This window comes from Paenibacillus mendelii (assembly GCF_024498075.1).
Lineage (GTDB): Bacteria > Bacillota > Bacilli > Paenibacillales > Paenibacillaceae > Paenibacillus_Z > Paenibacillus_Z mendelii.
The window spans coordinates 139,232-158,842 of record NZ_JANHOF010000015.1; the positions used below are offsets into that span (position 1 = coordinate 139,232).

The window sequence follows — 19,611 nt, forward strand, 5'->3', positions numbered from 1 at the left end:
TACATAACAATTTGTATATCTTACTTCCGCACGGCAGCGTTCATCGCCGCGAAACCGCGCTGTGTTCAACGCTTTTTGTGCAAGCCCCTCAACCATCCACGAATTCATGACTAGCCCATGGTGAATCCGTCTGATACGAACCAGCCCACGCGTGTTCCCACCTTCTACGGAATGAACGTGTATTTTGCCTGCATAGGTTCCCTCCCTGTTTGTCACTGTGCTCGTGATTTACCTGTACCCGGACTTTCCCAGCTAGATCACGCTACCCAATCTAAGTTTAGTGGCTGGCCGGACAATTGTATTTACCAAAAGTTGGACAGTTCTCCGCATCGGGGGAACGAGAATATAGGCACGAAAGTTTCCGGTTTGCACAATATGCAACTGAGGCTGGCGCAAAGTGCGAGATGCAGAGATTCTGATGATCTTCTTCATCATTATTGTCAGCATCGGGGCAGACGGATGCTCTTCGTGAAGCTATAGGTTCCCGTTCCCGCAACAGCATATCGATGCGGGCATTGCTGCGTATTGACAACGTAGAGTTTTATTTGATTGGCTCCGAAATATGCCAGCAAACACCGGATAAATCAATTAAATTGATCTCCCGCTTTCCCCAAGGATAGACGGTCGGCTCTTTGATCCGGACTGGATACTCCTTCTCTCGAACGACGGTTTGGATATGCGTCCACCAGCCATCCAGATCCTCGACAACCAGTTCTACCATGTAATTGTTCTGGAATTCTTGATTGTGAAAGTTTTGCAGAAAGAACTCCTGTTCTCCAATTCGAAAGATACTCAATCCACTGTCGGAGTATACCTTCTCAAAACCAAGATCTTCAAAAAAACGTTGGGCAAGCGAGTAATCTTCACCTGATGGAATGAATGGACGAAGCTTAGCAGCTTTCATGATTTCCCTCCAGATTTAGGTTTTGGATACCACTAAAATATTCGCTTTCTGTACCTCATTATCCTTCCTGAATTATCCTATTCATACTTTCCCCAAGGCAGGGTCAAAGCTGTATATCTATCAAAAAAACCGCGGTTTCCGCGGCTCCTTGATGGAGGTGTAAGATTTTATCCTCCGAAACTTGAATGGTCTCGCTAATTAGTTTGTTTTCAATCCAATGACTTCGTCGTATACATCGAATATTTTTCGCGCGATCGGTGCAGCGCTCCAGCCGCCATACCCGCCGTCGGGAATGACGACAGCGACAGCTAGCTTGGGATCCTCCTGAGGGGCAAATGCGATAAACACGGCGTTCTCTACTTTTTTCCGGTCTCCAATTTGCACACGTTTCTTTATTCAGCCGCTGAGTGCCGTTTATAAGTCAAACGAGTATATTCACGATCCTTGCTGTCAAATGGACTTCTGTACATGAAGATTAGCTCGTCCTCGGTCCATTCTGCGCCGACAAACTTTAACTCATCCCCATGATAAGGAACAACGTTATTCCGGGCATACTCCAGATCTTTGCCAGAGAGCAGCTTGTCGTACAGCTCTACCGTGGAATTGTCCTCCAGATTAATCAGCGTCAGGAACCCTGTCTTATTCGGCCGTACGATTAGGAAGTTCTCGCCGGCCCCGAGTACCGAGTATACCTCGTCCTTGCCGACAAGAGTGGGTAGATCGTACTCCCTAACTGCCTTCCCTTCTTCATTGAAGATCGTCAACGTTCTGCCGTCGGTCAGTACCGTATTCTGAATCCAACCGTTCGGATCGTAATATTGGTAGTAGCTCAAGTTTTGCTCATAGCGCTGATAGTAGCTAGCCTTCTTCTGGCTGACGATCTTATTGTTGTGAACGAGCACGCTGTACGTGTCATAATGAGTACGAGGCTCCCCATAATTGTCCACGATTGTAACAATCCTGTTCTTCGAGTCGATCCCTCCTCCGCCAAACGAAATCTCACCCTGAATGTCGGCATCAATCTTGCCTACATTAACCGGAGGTTGTTCATATGGATGGGCAATATACAGGTCACCCGTCTTGCGGTTTAGCCAAATAGTGCCACCTGTAATGTATGGATCCGATTTTGTAATACTCACTGTTTGGGCTGAACCATTCCATTTCACATCTGCCCCTATAGCTTCCGAGAAGAAACGCAAAGGGATATAAATGCGTTCGTTGACGATCCGCATAGGCGCCGATAATTTCATCTCTTTTCCATTAACCGTTTCTATTGTCGATCCGTTGTTCAGCTTGACTATAAGCTCCGGGTAGGTCATCGTCACCATTTTTGCAGATGAGTTCCAGAAGACGATGGTTCCAAGCAGTTCTCCGATATCCCTGACAGGCAAGTAAACGGTGTCGTTCTCAATAAATGGAGAGGTCTTCTGCTGAAATTCGGATCCATTCAGAGTTACTTTGATACCACTCGCTGAGAGAGCATTGGTTCCAGATGTTAGTGCCGCAGATGTGGAGAGCGGAACCGATAGAGCGATGACCGTGGCAATAGCAGCGCCGAAGACGAGAGATCGTACATGTGATTTTGGATTCATGGAGACATCCTCCTTCTATAGGAATTCACTTGCATGCAATGCTTAGACGCGTTAAGAATGCAGTAAGTTGCTAATCCCAAAGTTAATTTATGGAAATAAAGAAACAACATGGACATATCCGAATATCTCCTCCCTTTCCAGCGCATGCTATATCGGGCTGCGTAATGCCGCCCTATACTTATTTTTGAGGAGGCTTAATCATGGCAAAACCTGATAACCGTGCGAACAACGCGGAGCGTCTGCACAATGCGGCTGAAAACACGGCCGAGAATTTAAACGAAGCGGTTGATTATCTGGACGAGCATGCCGATGAAATATCGGCGAGCGAAATCGAGAATATTGAAGCGAAGAACGAACGCCGCGAAGAAAGCATTGCGGGGATGAAATCCGAAATCGAAGACGAGCAGCAGTTCCAACAGCATCAGCAATAGTTCCTGCTGACACACCAACACAAACCGCCCCTGAACGAATGCGTGATTCACGCTTCTTCGCATTCAGGGGCGGTTTTCAATTTAGAAGACAATGTTATGTGATGGAAGTCAAATTCCATGTCTTTGCGGACAAGAATGTCTATTTGTCTATTCTACAAGATCTGTAACGGCTCCTTTGGATGCTGACGCGACCAAACGGGCATATTTGGCGAGCACCCCTGACGTAACTTTGAGTGGAGGCTGTACCCATGCTTGCAGCCTATCGGCCAATTCCTCCTCTGTTACATCAAACGTAATCTGCTGCGTTTCACTATCGATGGTTACAATATCCCCGTTCATCAGCAGCGCGATCGGCCCTCCTACCTGTGCTTCAGGCGATACGTGGCCGACTACAAACCCATGCGAGCCCCCTGAGAATCTGCCGTCCGTCATGAGCGCGACATCTCCTCCGAGTCCTTTGCCCACAATTAACGCCGTGACCGATAGCATCTCAGGCATGCCGGGTCCGCCCTTCGGACCACAATAACGGATGACCAGTACATCCCCTTTATGAATCTCATTATTCAGAATGGCCTCCGTTGCAGCCTCCTCGCTGTTAAATACCTTTGCCGGTCCGACAAATCGCAGCTTCTTGATACCCGACATTTTGGCCACAGCCCCATCAGGCGCCAGGTTTCCTTTGAGTACGACCAATGGTCCGTTTGGCTTCAGTGGTTTATCCAGCGGGCGGATAATCTCCTGATCATCCTGCAGCGGGGCTGCCTCAGCCAGATTCTCTGCCACTGTTTGACCCGTCACCGTTAAGCAATCACCGTGGAGAAGCCCCTCTGCGTGCAGCATCTTCATTACGCCTGGAACGCCTCCGATATCGTTCAAATCCTGCATGGCATGTTGTCCGCTTGGCTTCAAGTCAGCCAGGTGGGGAACACGCAGGCGGATCCGCTCGAAATCATCTAATGATAAATCCACACCAACCGAATGCGCAATGGCAAGCAGATGCAGGAACGCATTCGTTGAGCCGCCCAAGGCCATGACGACTGTTATGGCATTCTCGAATGCCTTCTTGGTCATGATATCTCTTGGATAGATATCCTGTTCCAACAAAGAGATGACCTGCTTGCCTGCTTTGGCGCATTCTGCAGCTTTGTTCTGCGAGATTGCCGGTGTTGACGAAGAACCCGGCAGGCTCATCCCCATCGCTTCTGCAGCGGCCGCCATTGTATTCGCGGTGTACATGCCGCCGCAAGAGCCTGGTCCCGGGCAAGCGCTGCATTCGATCTCATGGAGCTGTTTATCTGTCATTTTTCCATCGTGATATTTGCCAACCGCTTCGAAAGCCGAGACAATATCAACGTTCTTGCCATGGAGCTTGCCTGGTTGTATCGTGCCGCCATATACATAGACGGAAGGAATATTCAGCCGGCCGATCGCCATTAGGCAGGCAGGAGTATTCTTATCACAGCCGCCTACCGCAACAAGACCATCGAAGCGCTCCGCTCCTGCAACAATCTCAATCGAATCCGCTATGACTTCACGGCTTGGCAGCGAGAACAGCATGCCGGCATGTCCCATCGAAATCCCGTCGGATACCGTAATCGTATTGAATATAAGCGGTGCTCCGCCATTCTCCCGAACCCCTTGCTTCGCCTGCACAGCCAGCTCGTCGATGTGCATATTGCAGGGAGTTACTTCGCTCCATGTGCTCGCTACACCGATCATTGGCTTCTTAAAATCTTCATCCGTAAAACCAACCGCCCGCAGCATCGCCCTGTTCGGTACACGGTTGACGCCTTCGCTGATTACCTTGCTTCGAATACGCAAATCCTTGCTCTCGGCCATCTTGTCTTCTCCTCCTGTCAGCTTATAGTAAACCCTGCAGCTCCTGCATGGGACGAATCAAATTCTGTTTCATTAACAGTTGCGCCCTATCCCCGTCATTCAGCTCGAAGGCCGCAATAATCAAAGCGTGCTCATCGACCGATGCCTGAGTCGCATGGATCGGCTGCTTTAAAAACACATACTTGAATCGCCGGATATGAATTTGAAGCGAGGTACTAAAAGATGTGATATATGGATTATCCGAAATCTCCACGATCAAGTTATGGAACTGCTCATCCGATTCCATCGCTAGGTAAGCCTGTCCGCTCTCAATAGCATTTGCAAATTCCAGATTCAATGCTTTCAACTGCTCGACTTGTTCCGGCACAATGACTTTCGCGGTCACTTCAGCCGCCAAAGCGTGAAGAGCAGCCATCGTTGTATACATGTTGACAATGTCGTCCTTCTCAATGACCGTCACTTTCGTTTCCTTACCCGGATGGGTCGAGACGAGCCCCTGCACCTCCAACAGCTGAAAGGCTTCACGAATCGGTGTACGGCTGACGCCAAGAGACTCCGCCAATTCGGCATCGATCAGTTTTTCACCAGGCTGCAGCGTTCCGTCGATTATCCAGCGTTGGATTTGGGAGAAGGCCCTTTCCTTCGCAGTCATCCGCGCCGGAGAAACAAAATTTTGGGGGACTGGCATTGTCATCATCCTTAAGCATGTTTTAGTTATATGCAATATATCGCATATGAATGCAATACGCAATAGCGAATGTGGTTGAGGAATTCTTCTATTCCAATTCTAAAGAGGCAGCAGCCTGTAATACGGCTCCTGCCTTAGGTCTTCCAAGTAAAGCGAATATGTCTTCTTCGCGACCAGTGATCGACAGCTGTTATTAGAGTCTGGACAAACCCCTTAGCAATGCGGCATGCATGAAGGTGAACATAGGAACAGCTTGGTGCGCGTCACTCGCCTCCCAGAAGACGGGATTGATAGGTACGGCACTTGTTGCATGCTTCAAGTAACTTTGGCCAAAGTAGACCAGAGAACAGCGATTCTCGGAATGTCGTTCAGCTGCCACAAGCCCGTTCGCTGGTTTCCTGAGAGGACCAGACACGAACTCGAGCATCGGCGTTGTCTCGATCCAGCCTTGCGACCCGGTATAATCCGTCTGATAACAGCGAGACATTCGTTGGCCGTCAATACACATCCATTGGGGGAGATGCTTATCCAGATTGACCCGAATATACGCGGGCGCATCGTGATCCCATACTTCATTCCATGCTTGTAGAAAGGGTGCCACATCGGCTCCGAACAGAAAGTGGCTGTCGAATCCATTAGCTCCATAACTCCGATCGTTCAACTTCTGACCGATCGAGGTTGGGAGCATACCTACAATCGGTCCAACCCCGGCGCTAAATCCGCTGAGCACGATTCGCTGCACCGAGGGAAGCGGCTGTTGGATCGCCATGCGTCCGAAGCGATAATTCGGCCTAGGCGCATGGTCCTCCTCGGATAATGAATGTCCACTGGAGGTATATCCTGTTCGATGAAGAAAGTGCGTGATTTCTGCTATTAGCCGGGATAGTCCGGCAGCATGGGCGAACGGCCCCTACTGCCCTTTCGGGTGGATAGGGATGACTAATATCGACTGGCGCTTGGCGGCAAGAAGCTGATAGGCCAGCCATTTCTCATGGAACAAGTAACGTTGTCCCAACCCGATGTACGGCTGCACGAGTCTATCCGCTGCTTTCAACGCCATATAAGGGTAATCCTGGGTATCCGGATAATCCGGTTTATACGTGCTCGGCGTGAAGAAGATCGTGTAATCGAGCTTGCTTGGCGTCGTGCGCCAGCGCGGGACCCATACGCCGACGAGGAGCTTGGGGCTGCTGCCTCCCCCCCCACTCTAACCAGAAGAAATTCCCCGATCGGCTCGGGTCGAGCTTAACCGGTTCCCCATGGTTAAACCTCTCCCACCCTTCGGCCGGTTTCTCTGGCAATAGCGGATGGGACAGCGGCACGAATGAATTATCAGAATTATAAAGACCCAGATATCGGTGCGTCGGATTGCCTGCATGGTCAACCCACGTGAATGCGCCTTGCGGATTATAGGACGCACGCCGCTTCATCTCTTCGTCGGACATTGGTGCCAACGCCGCAGCGCGTATCCGGGAGAGCCGGACGACGACGGATGAAGGCGGCGTAAACGTCCAAACCGGATTGTCCCAGAGAAACTGTCCCCCGCCCTCCGGGGGAATGACATGGACATCTTCTTCGACGTACATGGCATGAACGACTTTCAATTGAAAATCCGCGCTGGGCAGCGGGCTGAGAAGAATCTGACCTCTCCCATCGGTTGTGCCGCTGCGCCGCTCTCCCCCTGGCAGGAGAATCGTTACCTCTGCTCCCCCGATATACGAACCCGCCGCATCCTTGACGCCGATCGCCAGATCCATTAAAGCTGTCTCTCCGTCTTCGGATCATAAGCAACTTCTACGGGAACCACTTGATCGGTCGGCAATACTTCAATCCATTGATCGAAAACCTGGAAATTCTTATCTGTATTGTTCGGATCCGGGTTCGGAGCATCAGGCTGTACGCGGAAACCACCCTGCAAGGGATAGAAACCATGCTCGTACACTTTCTGTACAGGAGTCGAGGTTACTTTATTCTCCTGATCCGTCTCGGTGTCCGGATAAGATTTGACTTTAGTGGACTCCGCATGTTTATCAGCGACCTCTATGCACAGAAACTCGATCGCATTCTTGATCGTAACCGCTGCATCAGGCGCTAATCCCAATCTGATCCGAATGCGACCTAGTTCTTCTGCCGGCGCAGCGTACTTGGCATCCAGGCCATCGGAGCCTTCCACGTTGACCGACTGCAGCCACTGCAGAGCAGCTTGTTCCTTTCCGGGACGAATCGGAATGACCGCCTTCACCCAAGGCGCGTTCAGGAAGGCATTGCGCAGATTATCGCCGTCCAGTTGAAGCAGCCAGCCAAGTCAGCTGCCCATAGGCGCCGGCGCGCTTTTCTCCGTAACGAGATAATTATCCGGCCTCGGGTCCCCGTCCGACCAAGTTACGAGATTGCTGTTTAACTGCGACTCCAGATCGAACAAGCCAAGCTTCTCCTTCCGGGGCTTCCACCACTCGGGCGCTACGAAGTACAGCATTTTATCGATAGCGAAAATCGAGTTGACCAGCTCTGAGAGTACATGCCGGCTCTTGTTATCGGCGTAATTATATTGAAACTCCGACATGAGAGAGTTCATGAGCTTGCGATAGACCATAATGCGCTCTTCATCCCGCAGTTCTTCGAAATTTCGTTTAGCGAGACCGCGGGCAAGCTCGACCCGTTCTTTGGCAGCTTTGATGAGCGTCTCCTCTGTTTTCCGAATATTCTCGGTCGTTGCTGCGTCTGCTGCGGTTTTCTTTGCTTTGTTAAGTGCATCGATCTCCGCCCGTTTGACGGCGTTCACCGTATACTTCAATGCGACATTGACGACGAAGTCGACCCGGTTGCTCCACTCCAATCCACCGCCTCCTGTAAGGACACCCATCTCGAGCTGCCCTGTTGAGGTGAACCTGACACCGAACCCCCACACGCCTGTGAAATCTTCTCCGCTGCCAGAGGTCTGATAAGCGGGAATTATGATGTTCTCCGTTTCCTTTACAATTTCAAACCCATCCGGGGCTGGCGGAGGATCGAAGGATGTAAGCGTCACAAACCCGTACTTGCGCTGTTCGCCGAAATTCCATGATCCGCTTACTTTGCAAGGGACGAATTGATCGGGTGGATACGGAATATCCGTCGTATCCGGTACGGTCAATAAATCGGCCGGCTGCGAGATATGGATCAGATTAGCAAGACCTAGCTCCTCACCCGGCTCGTCAACGAACGTTTCTCAGCATAAGTATGTTCCGATATCTTGAACCTGGACGCCGACTTGCCGCATTTTCCTGCGCAGCTCATAGTTAATCAGCTCATCTGGAGACGTATTGTGGACAGCACGTAACGTTTGCTTGTCGTGTCCGTCACTTCCGTAACGGTCTTGAACGTCGATTTGTAATTTTGTCGAATTTCGGTGGACAGCTTCTGCGTTTGCTGGCGCATCTTCTTATGGGTAGACTCTCTAGCCACCTGCTGGGTCTGGTCCATGTTCAGGCTTCCGGTCGCGGTCAAGCTTCCCGTTCCCCAGGATTGATTGACGGTTGACGTAATCCCGAGCTTCAAATCATTCTTGTTTTCCTGCTTGACAGCTTCGCTAAGTTCATCTTGATCGGTGATGCTGTCTTCCGTCTTTGTATAGGTTTCAAGAGAGGTTTCGATGATTTTCTCGGTCGTTATCCGGCGCGAGCTAGTCTCGATCAGTTCGACCGTTGAACCAGGGCTCAGCCATAGATGACTGGTTGGGGGGCCAAGGAAGGTGTCCAGTTCGAAGAAATACTGCCGGAATAAGTGAACGATGCCCAGCGGGGACAAGGTGACGTCCTTCACGTCCTTCTTGGGATCGAACGTGAGGTATGGATCTTCATGGCCGGCATCAGAAATCTCAAGCGCGCGGAAAAAGGCATCCTTCGTGTTAAGATCCAATTACGAGTAAAAAATCCGGTTCAGTTCATCGATGCGATTGTTGTTCACAAGCTCGATGATGGCGCCCGCGAATTCCGATTCCTGGTCGATCAGCTTGCGCAGCTCATCCCGGATTTGTTGTCGCATGGCTTCCTGCCGGACATGGAAAGCTTGATCCGTTTCATTCGGTAACCTCTTAATGCCGCTAGCCCTTCTACCTCGTTCAATGGACAGATCATTGTAGTAATCAAGAACAGTTATATTGAGCATGTTCGTGAGCACATCGTAGTGAATGAGCTCCTGCCACACTCTGCCGTCATCAGGCATTTTTCCGTATGAATGCAATATTCCACTGATTTGCTGAAGGACAATGGAGTTGTCGTGAGATGTCAAATGCGGCCCGGCGAATTCTGCAGGACGCAAATCAGATACCGTGATGTAGAAATCGGATTGAACTGGATGTCTGCCCGGTTCTCGAGGTAACGGCTCAATCGCGGCAGAATCGAATTCTTTTCCAATCCGATCCCCCACTTAATTCGGTCAAGCATTCGCTTGGATTTCCACCCGATTAAAGACTGGTAAACCCCGAAAAGCTCGCTGTCATAGGGCAGAATGGTGCTGTAGGCTGAGAGATCCGTGATCCGTTTGACATTGGACATTCATGACGCCTCCTATTGGTCGTATCGGAGAAATGGTATTGTCGCAAAATCAACTTATCATACCCGAATCACCGTCATCCAGAGAGAATAATGTCCTTATTTAACGAATCATAATATTTGATTCTTAAGCACTAACGATTACTTATAGTATTGAATGAGCTGTGAGCCAACTTTGTTCATGGAATACCTGCCTCTTACCGTCCGAAGTCCAAAATCCCCTAATTGCCGCGCACGCCTCGGATTATTTAACAATTGATTAATATCATTCGCAAGCCTTTGAACGGTGAGGGGACCAAGGGCTCCATGGTCTCCAAAGTGGCATTGGATAATCCGGTTTACGTTGCTTGGAGCAACGATCCCGCAATAGCCCGCAACCCCCGTGGCTACAACCGGTTTGGCGCAGGCCATGGCCTCAAGTGCAACGCGTCCTGTCCCCACAACGACATCAGCAGCATAATAAGCATGCTGGATACTCGATAGAGGGGGACGGACATATACGGCTTGTCTGCCTAGACGCCGATTGACTTCGGCAGCTTGTTGTGCAAGTTGTGATCGCAAAGATCCCGGCCCATATAATACTGCTGCAAAATGGCGGTTGTTTCTGGCAATACGTTCGGCTGCCATGATCACTTTTCTTGCTATCGGATACTTGTCATGCGAGAATCTTCCGGCATATACAAGAAGTTGCGCGGATGAGGGCAAATGAAGCGACTGTCTCCTTCTTCCCTTCTCCGATAATTGAGATGCAGGGTGGAATACCGATGTGTTGATTCCATTAAGAATCGTTTTGATTTTAGAGGGAGGCAAATGAAGCCCTATTAACCATTTTGATAATTTCGGTGACACGGTTATGATGCGTCTAGCCGCTTTGGCTGCGGTTAGAAGGGAGGGTTTGTGATGATAAGTGCCATGTACGGTCACGATCAGAGGGATTTTACGCTGTCGATGCAAGGCTGCGGCATAACGAAATGACTTTGAATCATGGGCGTTAACCATCCTGTACGATTCTCTGGTAATGATCGAGGATAGTTGTTTTAACGCAGAGCTTTCATCCCCAGATAGAAGATGAACCTTGATGCCGCTTCCTTGAAAGGATCGCATTAGCGGCCCTCCCATAGAAGCAACGCCGACCTGAACACCTCTTGCCTGCAAATATTGAGAGATGGATAGAATGTATTTCTCTGTCCCCCCCAAATTCAGCCTAGAAACCAACATTAATACCTTCACGCTGCTCACTCCATCCATTCATCTAGGTACGAAGACGCTGGTTTCATATATGTTGCCGTATATGATTCCCTTCCGAAGTATATGATAGAGTTTGAGAGCTTGTCACTGTAACCACCTATCGATTGAATATCTGTGCTGTTGTACGGGATTGCCGTAGTACAGCGAGATCCATTTGAAAAAGGATGACACCCATCAGGTGTCACCCTCTTCGCCCTATTAACGTCGAATTGTAATTTTTGTGCCGTTGGTCAGCGCTTCAGCGACGATCAGCTTGCCGCTTGCATCACTGGTCGCCGTTCGCGACGTTGTCGTACCTGCGGAAATATTCAGCTTATCGATCGTATATACCGTATTGGCCGCCAAATTGCCGATCACATACGTGACGGTTGGGGATCCGCTGTTCGGCGTGGTGATCTCCACTCGATCGTCCCATACTTGGATGGTATAATCGCGGCCTTTGTAAGAAAGGCTGCTCACGGTAGCCGTCGTCATGCCGGTTGGGATACTCGGCGCGATCGTCAGACCATCCTTCGACGCATCGATACCGGCCACTGTATAGAGGAAGGCTGTCGGCACAAGTCCCGATTCCGGGAACTCGCCGGTAACCCCAATCCGCCATGCAGCGCCGTAACTATTGTTAGGATCCCGGCGAAGCTCGTCAACCGCGAATTCGTCCGCTACCGTCTTCATACGGGCATAGGCATTATCAATGCCTTTGTATGCCGCACGTGCCAGAATATCGTAGAATTCGGTATAGAAAATAAAACCGCCATTCTCCAGATGCTGATCCCAGCTGGCCGGTCCTGTTACCGATATACCGCCCGGATCCTGCCACCAGTACGGACTGCCCGTGCTTTCGATCTTCAAGGTATTCGCGCGCGGCGCTACCGTGTAGTAGTAGATATCGCTGCCTGTAGACGTATCGCCTGCAATCGTCCGCACGCCGTCCAGCCAATCAAAGATATCGCTTGCCTTCGTCGCCGTGTCGGCTAAGCCGTAGGCCAATGCCTCCGTATTGAGGAATACGAGCCCGAAGTCGCGGGATACGCCGTTAATATCGATCGTCGATTTGTACCTTTTTTTCGTGCTGTCCCAAAACGTTGCGTTGAAGTTGGTTTTCACCGTCGCTGCCAGAGCTGTATAGTTGGCCGCTTCTGTCGTGTTGCCCTTCATCGCGTACAACTCGCTCATAGCCTTGCATGCGGCATAGAAATATAAGTTCACATAAGGATCTTTATAGCCGAATCGCAAGTTGTCCCAATAGTTGGTCGGATGGCCGGTCGTCGTCGATGTCGTACCGTCGCTTTCGCCATTATTTATGATGATGAGGCCGTTCGAGCCGTTCATGCTCGCGGACTTCATGAAAGCCATGGCATCCTGTACTTTCTGCCATACCGTCTTCCCATTGGAGATATCGCCGCCGGCAAAGTTTGAATTGCTGTCGATTGAATTCAGGAAGCTTGGGTCATCCCATACGGCGATGCGCCAAGCCGATAAGATGTACAAGGGGTTATTGGCGATATGCAGCGAATTGCCGCTTGGCCATCGCGGATTGTCGGTCCACGACCAGACGAACCCGTCGGAGCTTTGCGCATAATCGCGCACCTTCGTTTTCAGGGTGGCTTTGTAAGCAGACTCGTTGCTCCACATGATTTTGCGCGCAATCCATTCGAAGTAGGTCGGTTCATTGCCGAACGTATATACAGCGTTTGTGCCATCATCGACTGCACCGAATTGAAGCCATAATTGGTTCCAATTCTGATCGAAGTCGCCTCCGGCATCGGTTGTGAACGGGGAGCCCGAGAAGCCGGCAGCTTCCGCGAGCTGGAAGTAATAGTTGCTGAACTGGTCGGCACCGAGCTTGGTTGCCACAACCTTCAGCGCTTTTGCTTTGAGCGGAGCGAAGGTGAAGGTCTGGGCAGTCGAGCCCGGATTCGGATAGCTGGTGTAGCTCTGTCCCGGGATGTCTGCGAAGGTCGAACCATCCGTGCTGTACTGCAGCTTAAAGTCAACGGGGAACGCCAATCCGCTCCCGCGAGGTGTCAGCACCAGCTTCGTGAACGTGAATTTCTTGCTATAGTTCAGCGTGAGGCTTTCCGTAAACCCGCTGGAAGCGTGGACATTCGTAGTCCAGAAATCCGTTGTTAGGTTATTGACGGTCTTCGAGGCTTCAAATCCCGACTGCTGACTTGAAGCTGTGACTGAGCTTGGCGTGACCCGCTGGTCGCTCACTGTCGTGCTCTGCTCGACCTTCATTTCGGCGATTTGCAGGTAATAGTTGCTGAAATCATCCGGACCCAGCTTCGTGGCGTTCAGACGGATATATCTGGCATCCACTGCTGAACTGAAATCAAGCGCGACCTGCTTGAAGCCGGGATTTGCAAAAGCGGTCTTGGACGTGCCCGGCGCCGTCGTCCAAGGCCCGCCGCTGCTGTCACTGTATTGAATGCTGAAATCGACAGGAAAACCAAAGCCCTTCTCCCGGGGGTAGATCCGCACCCGGTTAACGCCATATTGCTTTTGACCGAGGTCCAGCGTCAAACTCTCGGTAAAATTCGGTCCCGCGTGAACGGCGCTGGAGAAAAAGTCGAAGATATTGCCGTTTATTGCGTTGCCGGCCTGTAAACTCGCTGCTGCGAAGCTGGACGAACTGGCGGATGTTGAATTTGTCTTCATAGCCTCTGCAGCCAGCGGAAACATGGAAACAAGCATACATACAACAAGAAGTGCACAGCATTGTCTCGTTCGCGCAAGTCTATTCATTGTAACCCTCCCAATCCTAGGCTAATGGACTAATGAACTTTGCTGAACTGCATCTCCTCCCGATATTTGCCGGGTGAACACTTGACTTTGCGTATAAACAGCTTGGTAAAGAAAGACGTATCGTCATACCCGACCCTGGCGGCAATATCCACCACCCTGTCATTCGTATGCATGAGCAGCAGCTTCGCTCTTTCGATTCGAATGAAGTGCAGCATTTCCATGACCGTTTTCCCCGTTTGCTGCTTGAACAGGCGATTTAAGTGTCTCGAACTGACACCGAACGTATTCGCCATTTGCTCGATATCGAGCTTAAGCTCCGGGTTTTCGGCCAAATACTGGTGAACCCTCTGAATCATGATCACCTTCGGATCGGTGCGTCTGGAGCCTGTATGCTTTTCTCTATGAATCGCCTCATTCTGGTAACGGAGGATCAAATGGAAGAGCTCGAACAGCTTCAACCGGATCACGGTACCGGAGAACGCCCTGCCCTGAGTCTGTTCGACGAGCATTTCCTCCAGCAGCCTCTCGACCTGTCTGGACTCTGCAAGCGCTAATGAAATCCGCGGGTGGAATTCATCCTTTCTGTTTGAGAACGGATACAACAGGAAGGATTCTATTTTCCCATCGGGATCGATCGCAGTCAGCCAGTCCGGTTCGAACAATTCGGGCAAGAACAGGCAGTTGATTAGCTCGAAGGAGTCGCCGTCATCCAGCACATATCGATGAAATTGACCAGGCCGAATCAGAATCATGTCTCCGCCATGCAAGCGATAGGAACCGTTCTCGAAATAGTGAAAGACTTGGCCATGTAAGATGAGCACGAGCTCGTAAAACTCATGCTCGTGGATAGGCGGCAGATCTTCCTCGCGGTGTACCTTGCGCTCGACATAGACAGGCAGAGCCTTGGGATCCTTCAGATACATGTTGGATTGAAAGGTTAGCTTCACGCCTTTTCCCCCCGGTCGTATTTAGTCCGAAAGTCGAATAGTTCGATGCCGAAAAGGCATATTCCTCTTTCTTCTCACTAGGGGATATCAGTGCAATTGCCGATTTACTCCCTCCCTTCCTACCTGAATCTATCGTATTATGAAAGCGCATTCTTGGCGACGCCAGTTTGGACATATTTCACGTTTGGTTTTACAGGTTTAAGGAATACATGAGCAGAATTCAGTGGGCAATCGGTGATTGTATAAGCTCAAAGCTCAAAGTTCAGTGAATATTCACCGGTGTTTTACGCGTGGATTTGGCTGTATCGAACGGTGGATCAGGACAGAAGGTGCATTGAAAGTTGTCTTCAGATCCCCTGCCGCGAACCCAAACAGCCATTCCTCATAAGAGAATGGCTGTTTGGGTTCCTCTTATACAGCACTTGTATCTGGTAGGGTTTAACTATCAAGCGTAGCTGTCCGAACAATCCGCCTGTCTTCTGTCCAATGATCCCGGTACCAGGAACAGCTTTCGAACGTATCCCCGTGCTGCTGCATTTTCTGCTCGAGCATATCTCTGAATCGGGTTAGAACATCAAGGTAATCGTCATGATCGACTAAATTAGTCAATTGATACGGGTCGGCTTGGTTGTCGAACAGGTATTCATGACGGTCTACCCGGTAAATCGCATACGTATACCGCTTGCTTCTTAACGCCCTCCACTCATGTCCATCCGACCAATCTGCAGTAGCACCCGTTCCTTGCAGGAAGGCCGCTTCAGGCTCCAGTCCGTCCTTCCCAAGCGCAGCAAAGCTCAAATCCGTCCCTTCAACCTCGCTTGGTATGGGCAGCTCCAACAAAGACAGAAGCGTAGGCATTATATCGCATGTATTGAGACAGACATCCGTCGTCGATCCCTCCTCAATCTTCTGCGGCCAGCGGATCAGGAACGGAACGCGTACGGCTTCCTCGTAAAAAATGTTCTTACCCCCTCTGCCGTGCGCGCCGAACATCTCCCCATGATCGGAAGTAAACACGACGACCGTATTGTCGGTAAGTTCCAGATCCTGCAGCACATTAACGATCCTGCCCACATTCCAGTCCAAATTGGCGGTCATGGCATAATACACACGGAGCCAGTCAGGTATGCTCCTCCTCATCTCAGGATTTAGGGCTGCCCATCCATCCGAGTAAGGGTCGTCAGCTTCGGAGTAATTCAGAGGAAGCGTGAAATCGACATTCTTGAACATGTCATAATACAACGGCGGGACGTTACCCGTATCCCACGGATCATGCGGCGTGCCGAGCGACAAGAACAAGGCAAATGGTTTGTCAGAAGCGGCCATTCGCTTGATCTGCTCAATGGCGAGACTCGTCTGACCATCCGGCTCGTAGCCTTCCATGACGATCTTCTCGGGGCTATCGGTGTGATAATACATGTCGTAGTAATTATGATGAAAGTTATACGCTGCCCAGAACCCGTCGAATCCTAAGCGATGGCTTCCGGGCGGCACGTATGAATTGCGGGAGTCGAGATGGTTTCCGAGCTCATTGGCCCACAGATGCCACTTACCGATATAAGATGTATCATAGCCATGATCATGCAGCACATTCGCAAAGGAGCGATGATTCGGATTCATGCGGATTTCATTAATGACCATACCGGTACTGGTTGTATATTTGCCGGTAAATAAGGAAGCCCGGTATGGAGCGCATACCGGATGTCCGGATATCGCATTCGTATAGTTCATGCTCATGCAGGCAAGCCTGTCGATGTTCGGAGTGATCGCTTTCTCGTCTCCGGCAAAGCCGCAGGAAGAGAGGCGAAGCTGATCGGCGAATACATAAACCAAATTAGGCTTATTGCCATTCTTGTTTTGTCTCAAAGAAGGTGTCCTCCTCTTATTCGCGATTAATACCTGTACAGGAAGATCATACGTGTAGAAGCCTTCTGAATGGAATGGAGTTTTCGGACGATAGGATGAGGATATTGGACATCGGTCATTCGGGCCTATCCTAGCCGCTCGCGCGCGATACAATCATGTTACAATGAGAGTGACTCATTCGCCTGCCGATTATGGGTTCACTCCTGCCATCGGAAGGTATATTACGAGAGAAACGGTGAGGATTATGGACAAAACCGGACCTATCTATCATTTTCCGAAGGCAGACGCAGACCTGCCGATCACCATTCCATTCATCGGCATCAACTATTGCCTGCCCACCTACCGGAACGAAAGAAAACCCGCTCAGCTCACTGTACTGGCCTATGTGCTGGCCGGTCAAGGAAATGTGCGGGTGGATATGAGCGCCTACCAGCCCAAGCAAGGCGATGTGTTTATACTGCGCAGCGGCAGCTATCATGAAGTTATGGCAGATCCCGCATCGACCGAACCATGGACGTACATTTGGTTCAACATCGAAGGAAGCTGGGCGTTGAATGTTCTGGAGGCATACCGACTGTTATCGACTGTCGTGTTATCCGATGCAGCGGTCGGGCATCTCTTTCAACAAGGGATTGAATGGGCGGAGACAAGAACAATGGAGGACATGCAAAGCGAACTGCATATCATTTTCATGAAAATCGTCGTTCATTTATCGCTAATCAGGCAGAAACGACAGGAGCTTCTATCGCCCCCCGTACAGAAGATCAAGGAATATGTAGACAATCAGATGTTAAAGCCTTTTTATACGGACCAGCTGGCTGCAGAGCTGGGCTTCTCCAGCAAACAACTCAATCGCTATTTTAAGAATGAAATCGGGACGACCATCTACAGCTACCTGCTGGACAAAAAAATAGCTTCGGCCAAAATGATGCTGATGGAGACGGGCCTCACGATCAATCAAATAGCAGACCGGCTTGGGTATACGGATGCCCACTACTTTTCCAACCTGTTTCAGAAGAAAACTGGTTTGAGACCTTCCGTGTTTCGACAAACGTTTCAATAGTTTCATTAAATAGTTTCGCGAATAATTGAATACGATGTTTCACTCGCCTGCGCTCAAAGGCAGCGTAATATCAAATGTTGACCCTTCGCTTACAACACTGTTGATCATTATGCTCCCCTTATGGTCGGCAATGATTTTATAGCACATCATCAATCCCAATCCCGTCCCCTGCTCTTTCGTGGTAAAGAAGGGTTCCCCCAGCCGGGGAATCAGATTGTCTGGAATGCCGTTCCCTTCATCGTTGAACCGAATGAGGATGCTGTTCGTTTGAGCTACTAAAGCTATACGAATCATTCCGCCGCCAGGCATAGCTTCGATCGCATTTTTCAATATATTAACAAATACTTGCTTAATCTCCATCTCGGAGCTTTCAACCAAAGGGAAATCGCCCTCCACCTCAAGTTGAATTTGGATATTGTTCAGGACAGCCTGAGGCTCTAATAAAGTAACGACATTATGGAGAATGATCCGGATATCGTTCTTGCGAAAGCTCGTTGCATGCGGCTTCGCAATGATTAAAAATTCGTTCACAATACTATTGATCCGATCGATTTCCGAAATCATAATATCGCAATAAGCCGATTTATTCGTTCCACTCGATTGCATCAATTGTATGAATCCGCGAAGCGAGGTTAACGGGTTTCGGATTTCATGCGCCAGTCCAGCGGCTAATTGACCGATTACATTCAACTTATCGGCTTTGCGGTAAAAGTCCTCGGAGCGTTTGCGTTCGGAAATATCCCTCGTAATACCCGTCAATGCAATAACACGGCCTGCAGCATCCTTAATCGGCGATACGGTTAGGCAGACATGAATCATTTCACCGTCTTTTCGTTGCCTGATCGTTTCGCAATTCATAACCTTCTTTCCGGTTTGTAACTGATTACAGATTACGTCGAGATCATTCTTCATATGCAGGGGGAAGATCGGCACTTGTTTACCGATAAGCTCTTCCTCTTGCCAGCCGTATATTTTCTCGAAAGAGCGGTTAACTCGAATTACCTTCCCTTCCATATCCGTCACACAGATGCCATCGACAGAATTCTTTATAAGTGATTCCAATAGTTCTTTGGTTTCCCGCAGTTCTTCTTCGGCTCTTTTGCGTTCGGTAATATCCACACACGAAGCGACCACTTCGGTCACCTGGCCCGATCGTCGTATGGGTCTTAACGACACAAAGTAAAATACCCCGTCTTTCTCGCCTTCATAAGCAATATCTTCTTTGCCATTCCATGCATCAAGATAGAAGGTTTCTTTATATGCCGCTATATCGGCGGGAAGAAAATCCTTGAGCTGCCTCCCAATAACCGCACAGGGGGTTAAGCCGATTTTCGATAATAACTGTCCTGCACAAAATGTATGTATGAATTGCCCATTCACATATTTGAATTTAAACGTCATTCCTTGCTGTTCATATAAGATTTCCTCTAGCTCTTGATGCAATTGCAAGAGTTCATCTACTGTTTTTTCCACCATAGGATGTCATCACTCCTCTATTCATAACCGAGCTAAAAGTACATTCGACGAGCTAGAAACGTATTCCTTCTTCTTCCAAATTAGAAGGGTAAACTACCTATCGTAATGAAAAATAAAATCGTTATTTCTTTATGTACTCGAGTGTAGATGGGATGCAGAGATTAAAAAAACCTCAGTAACGGGACTGTTGACAAAGTGAGGCTAGGGGATCATTTCCCCTAGCCTCACTTCAGTCTTTGCGTATTTTCTCTTAAATTACAGCAGCTTTAGGTGGCTCTCC

Annotated in this window: 19 protein-coding genes and 1 pseudogene; 2 read left to right on the plus strand and 18 right to left on the minus strand. The window is 49.7% G+C overall.

Features of this window, described 5'->3' with window-relative positions; translation table 11 throughout:
• Nucleotides 1-541 precede the first annotated feature (541 nt).
• The 3 genes and pseudogenes from NNL21_RS29530 to NNL21_RS29540 all read right to left on the minus strand — a co-directional run bounded on the left by NNL21_RS29530 (nt 542) and on the right by NNL21_RS29540 (nt 2,496).
• Nucleotides 542-904, minus strand: a complete 363-nt coding sequence (locus NNL21_RS29530) for a VOC family protein (protein WP_204821895.1) — start codon at nt 902-904, stop codon at nt 542-544.
• 198 nt (nt 905-1,102) lie between these two features.
• A pseudogene (locus NNL21_RS29535) lies at nt 1,103-1,258 on the minus strand (penicillin-binding transpeptidase domain-containing protein); the annotation flags it as partial.
• Nucleotides 1,259-1,296: 38 nt separating this feature from the next.
• Nucleotides 1,297-2,496 (minus strand): copper amine oxidase N-terminal domain-containing protein, encoded by a 1,200-nt coding sequence (locus tag NNL21_RS29540; RefSeq protein WP_204821896.1) that lies wholly within the window; start codon nt 2,494-2,496, stop codon nt 1,297-1,299.
• Between the two features lie 200 nt (nt 2,497-2,696).
• Here NNL21_RS29540 and tlp point away from each other — a divergent pair, with 200 nt between their 5' ends.
• Complete coding sequence (gene tlp / locus NNL21_RS29545) at nt 2,697-2,927, plus strand: small acid-soluble spore protein Tlp (protein ID WP_204821897.1); 231 nt, start codon at nt 2,697-2,699, stop codon at nt 2,925-2,927.
• 147 nt (nt 2,928-3,074) lie between these two features.
• Here tlp and ilvD read toward each other — a convergent pair whose 3' ends face one another.
• The 14 genes from ilvD to NNL21_RS29615 all read right to left on the minus strand — a co-directional run bounded on the left by ilvD (nt 3,075) and on the right by NNL21_RS29615 (nt 16,792).
• Nucleotides 3,075-4,766, minus strand: coding sequence for a dihydroxy-acid dehydratase (gene ilvD, locus NNL21_RS29550; protein ID WP_204821898.1), 1,692 nt, complete (start codon nt 4,764-4,766; stop codon nt 3,075-3,077).
• A 22-nt stretch (nt 4,767-4,788) separates the two neighbouring features.
• Nucleotides 4,789-5,454, minus strand: a complete 666-nt coding sequence (locus tag NNL21_RS29555) for a GntR family transcriptional regulator (protein ID WP_204821899.1) — start codon at nt 5,452-5,454, stop codon at nt 4,789-4,791.
• Nucleotides 5,455-5,647: 193 nt separating this feature from the next.
• Nucleotides 5,648-6,223: a hypothetical protein gene (locus NNL21_RS29560; RefSeq protein WP_204821900.1), complete on the minus strand. Its 576-nt coding sequence runs from the start codon at nt 6,221-6,223 to the stop codon at nt 5,648-5,650.
• A 141-nt stretch (nt 6,224-6,364) separates the two neighbouring features.
• Nucleotides 6,365-6,514: a hypothetical protein gene (locus tag NNL21_RS29565; protein WP_204821901.1), complete on the minus strand. Its 150-nt coding sequence runs from the start codon at nt 6,512-6,514 to the stop codon at nt 6,365-6,367.
• A gap of 34 nt (nt 6,515-6,548) precedes the next feature.
• Nucleotides 6,549-7,211, minus strand: a complete 663-nt coding sequence (locus tag NNL21_RS29570) for a carboxypeptidase-like regulatory domain-containing protein (RefSeq protein ID WP_204821902.1) — start codon at nt 7,209-7,211, stop codon at nt 6,549-6,551.
• Nucleotides 7,211-7,696 carry a hypothetical protein gene (locus NNL21_RS29575; protein WP_204821903.1) on the minus strand — a complete coding sequence of 162 codons (486 nt, stop codon included), beginning with the start codon at nt 7,694-7,696 and terminating at the stop codon, nt 7,211-7,213. The genes NNL21_RS29570 and NNL21_RS29575 overlap by 1 nt, the downstream gene beginning before the upstream one ends.
• Before the next feature lie 63 nt (nt 7,697-7,759).
• On the minus strand, nt 7,760-8,587 hold the full coding sequence (locus NNL21_RS29580) for a hypothetical protein (RefSeq protein WP_204821904.1): 828 nt from the start codon (nt 8,585-8,587) through the stop codon (nt 7,760-7,762).
• 149 nt (nt 8,588-8,736) lie between these two features.
• Nucleotides 8,737-9,351, minus strand: coding sequence for a hypothetical protein (locus NNL21_RS29585; protein ID WP_204821905.1), 615 nt, complete (start codon nt 9,349-9,351; stop codon nt 8,737-8,739).
• Complete coding sequence (locus NNL21_RS29590) at nt 9,352-9,723, minus strand: hypothetical protein (RefSeq protein WP_204821906.1); 372 nt, start codon at nt 9,721-9,723, stop codon at nt 9,352-9,354.
• Nucleotides 9,720-9,989, minus strand: coding sequence for a hypothetical protein (locus NNL21_RS29595; RefSeq protein ID WP_204821907.1), 270 nt, complete (start codon nt 9,987-9,989; stop codon nt 9,720-9,722). Before NNL21_RS29595 ends, NNL21_RS29590 begins: the two co-directional genes overlap by 4 nt.
• 138 nt (nt 9,990-10,127) lie before the next feature.
• Nucleotides 10,128-11,216 (minus strand): glycosyltransferase, encoded by a 1,089-nt coding sequence (locus tag NNL21_RS29600; RefSeq protein ID WP_204821908.1) that lies wholly within the window; start codon nt 11,214-11,216, stop codon nt 10,128-10,130.
• Nucleotides 11,217-11,432: 216 nt separating this feature from the next.
• Nucleotides 11,433-13,979, minus strand: a complete 2,547-nt coding sequence (locus NNL21_RS29605) for a discoidin domain-containing protein (protein ID WP_204821909.1) — start codon at nt 13,977-13,979, stop codon at nt 11,433-11,435.
• Nucleotides 13,980-14,008: 29 nt separating this feature from the next.
• Nucleotides 14,009-14,926, minus strand: a complete 918-nt coding sequence (locus NNL21_RS29610; protein WP_204821910.1) for an AraC family transcriptional regulator — start codon at nt 14,924-14,926, stop codon at nt 14,009-14,011.
• A 438-nt stretch (nt 14,927-15,364) separates the two neighbouring features.
• Nucleotides 15,365-16,792 carry a sulfatase family protein gene (locus NNL21_RS29615; protein WP_204821911.1) on the minus strand — a complete coding sequence of 476 codons (1,428 nt, stop codon included), beginning with the start codon at nt 16,790-16,792 and terminating at the stop codon, nt 15,365-15,367.
• Between the two features lie 244 nt (nt 16,793-17,036).
• Between NNL21_RS29615 and NNL21_RS29620 the strand changes: the two genes are divergently transcribed.
• Nucleotides 17,037-17,855 (plus strand): AraC family transcriptional regulator, encoded by an 819-nt coding sequence (locus NNL21_RS29620; protein WP_204821912.1) that lies wholly within the window; start codon nt 17,037-17,039, stop codon nt 17,853-17,855.
• Between the two features lie 39 nt (nt 17,856-17,894).
• Here NNL21_RS29620 and NNL21_RS29625 read toward each other — a convergent pair whose 3' ends face one another.
• A complete protein-coding gene (locus tag NNL21_RS29625; RefSeq protein WP_204821913.1) occupies nt 17,895-19,331 on the minus strand; it encodes a PAS domain-containing sensor histidine kinase in 1,437 nt (478 codons plus the stop codon).
• Nucleotides 19,332-19,611: the final 280 nt, after the last annotated feature.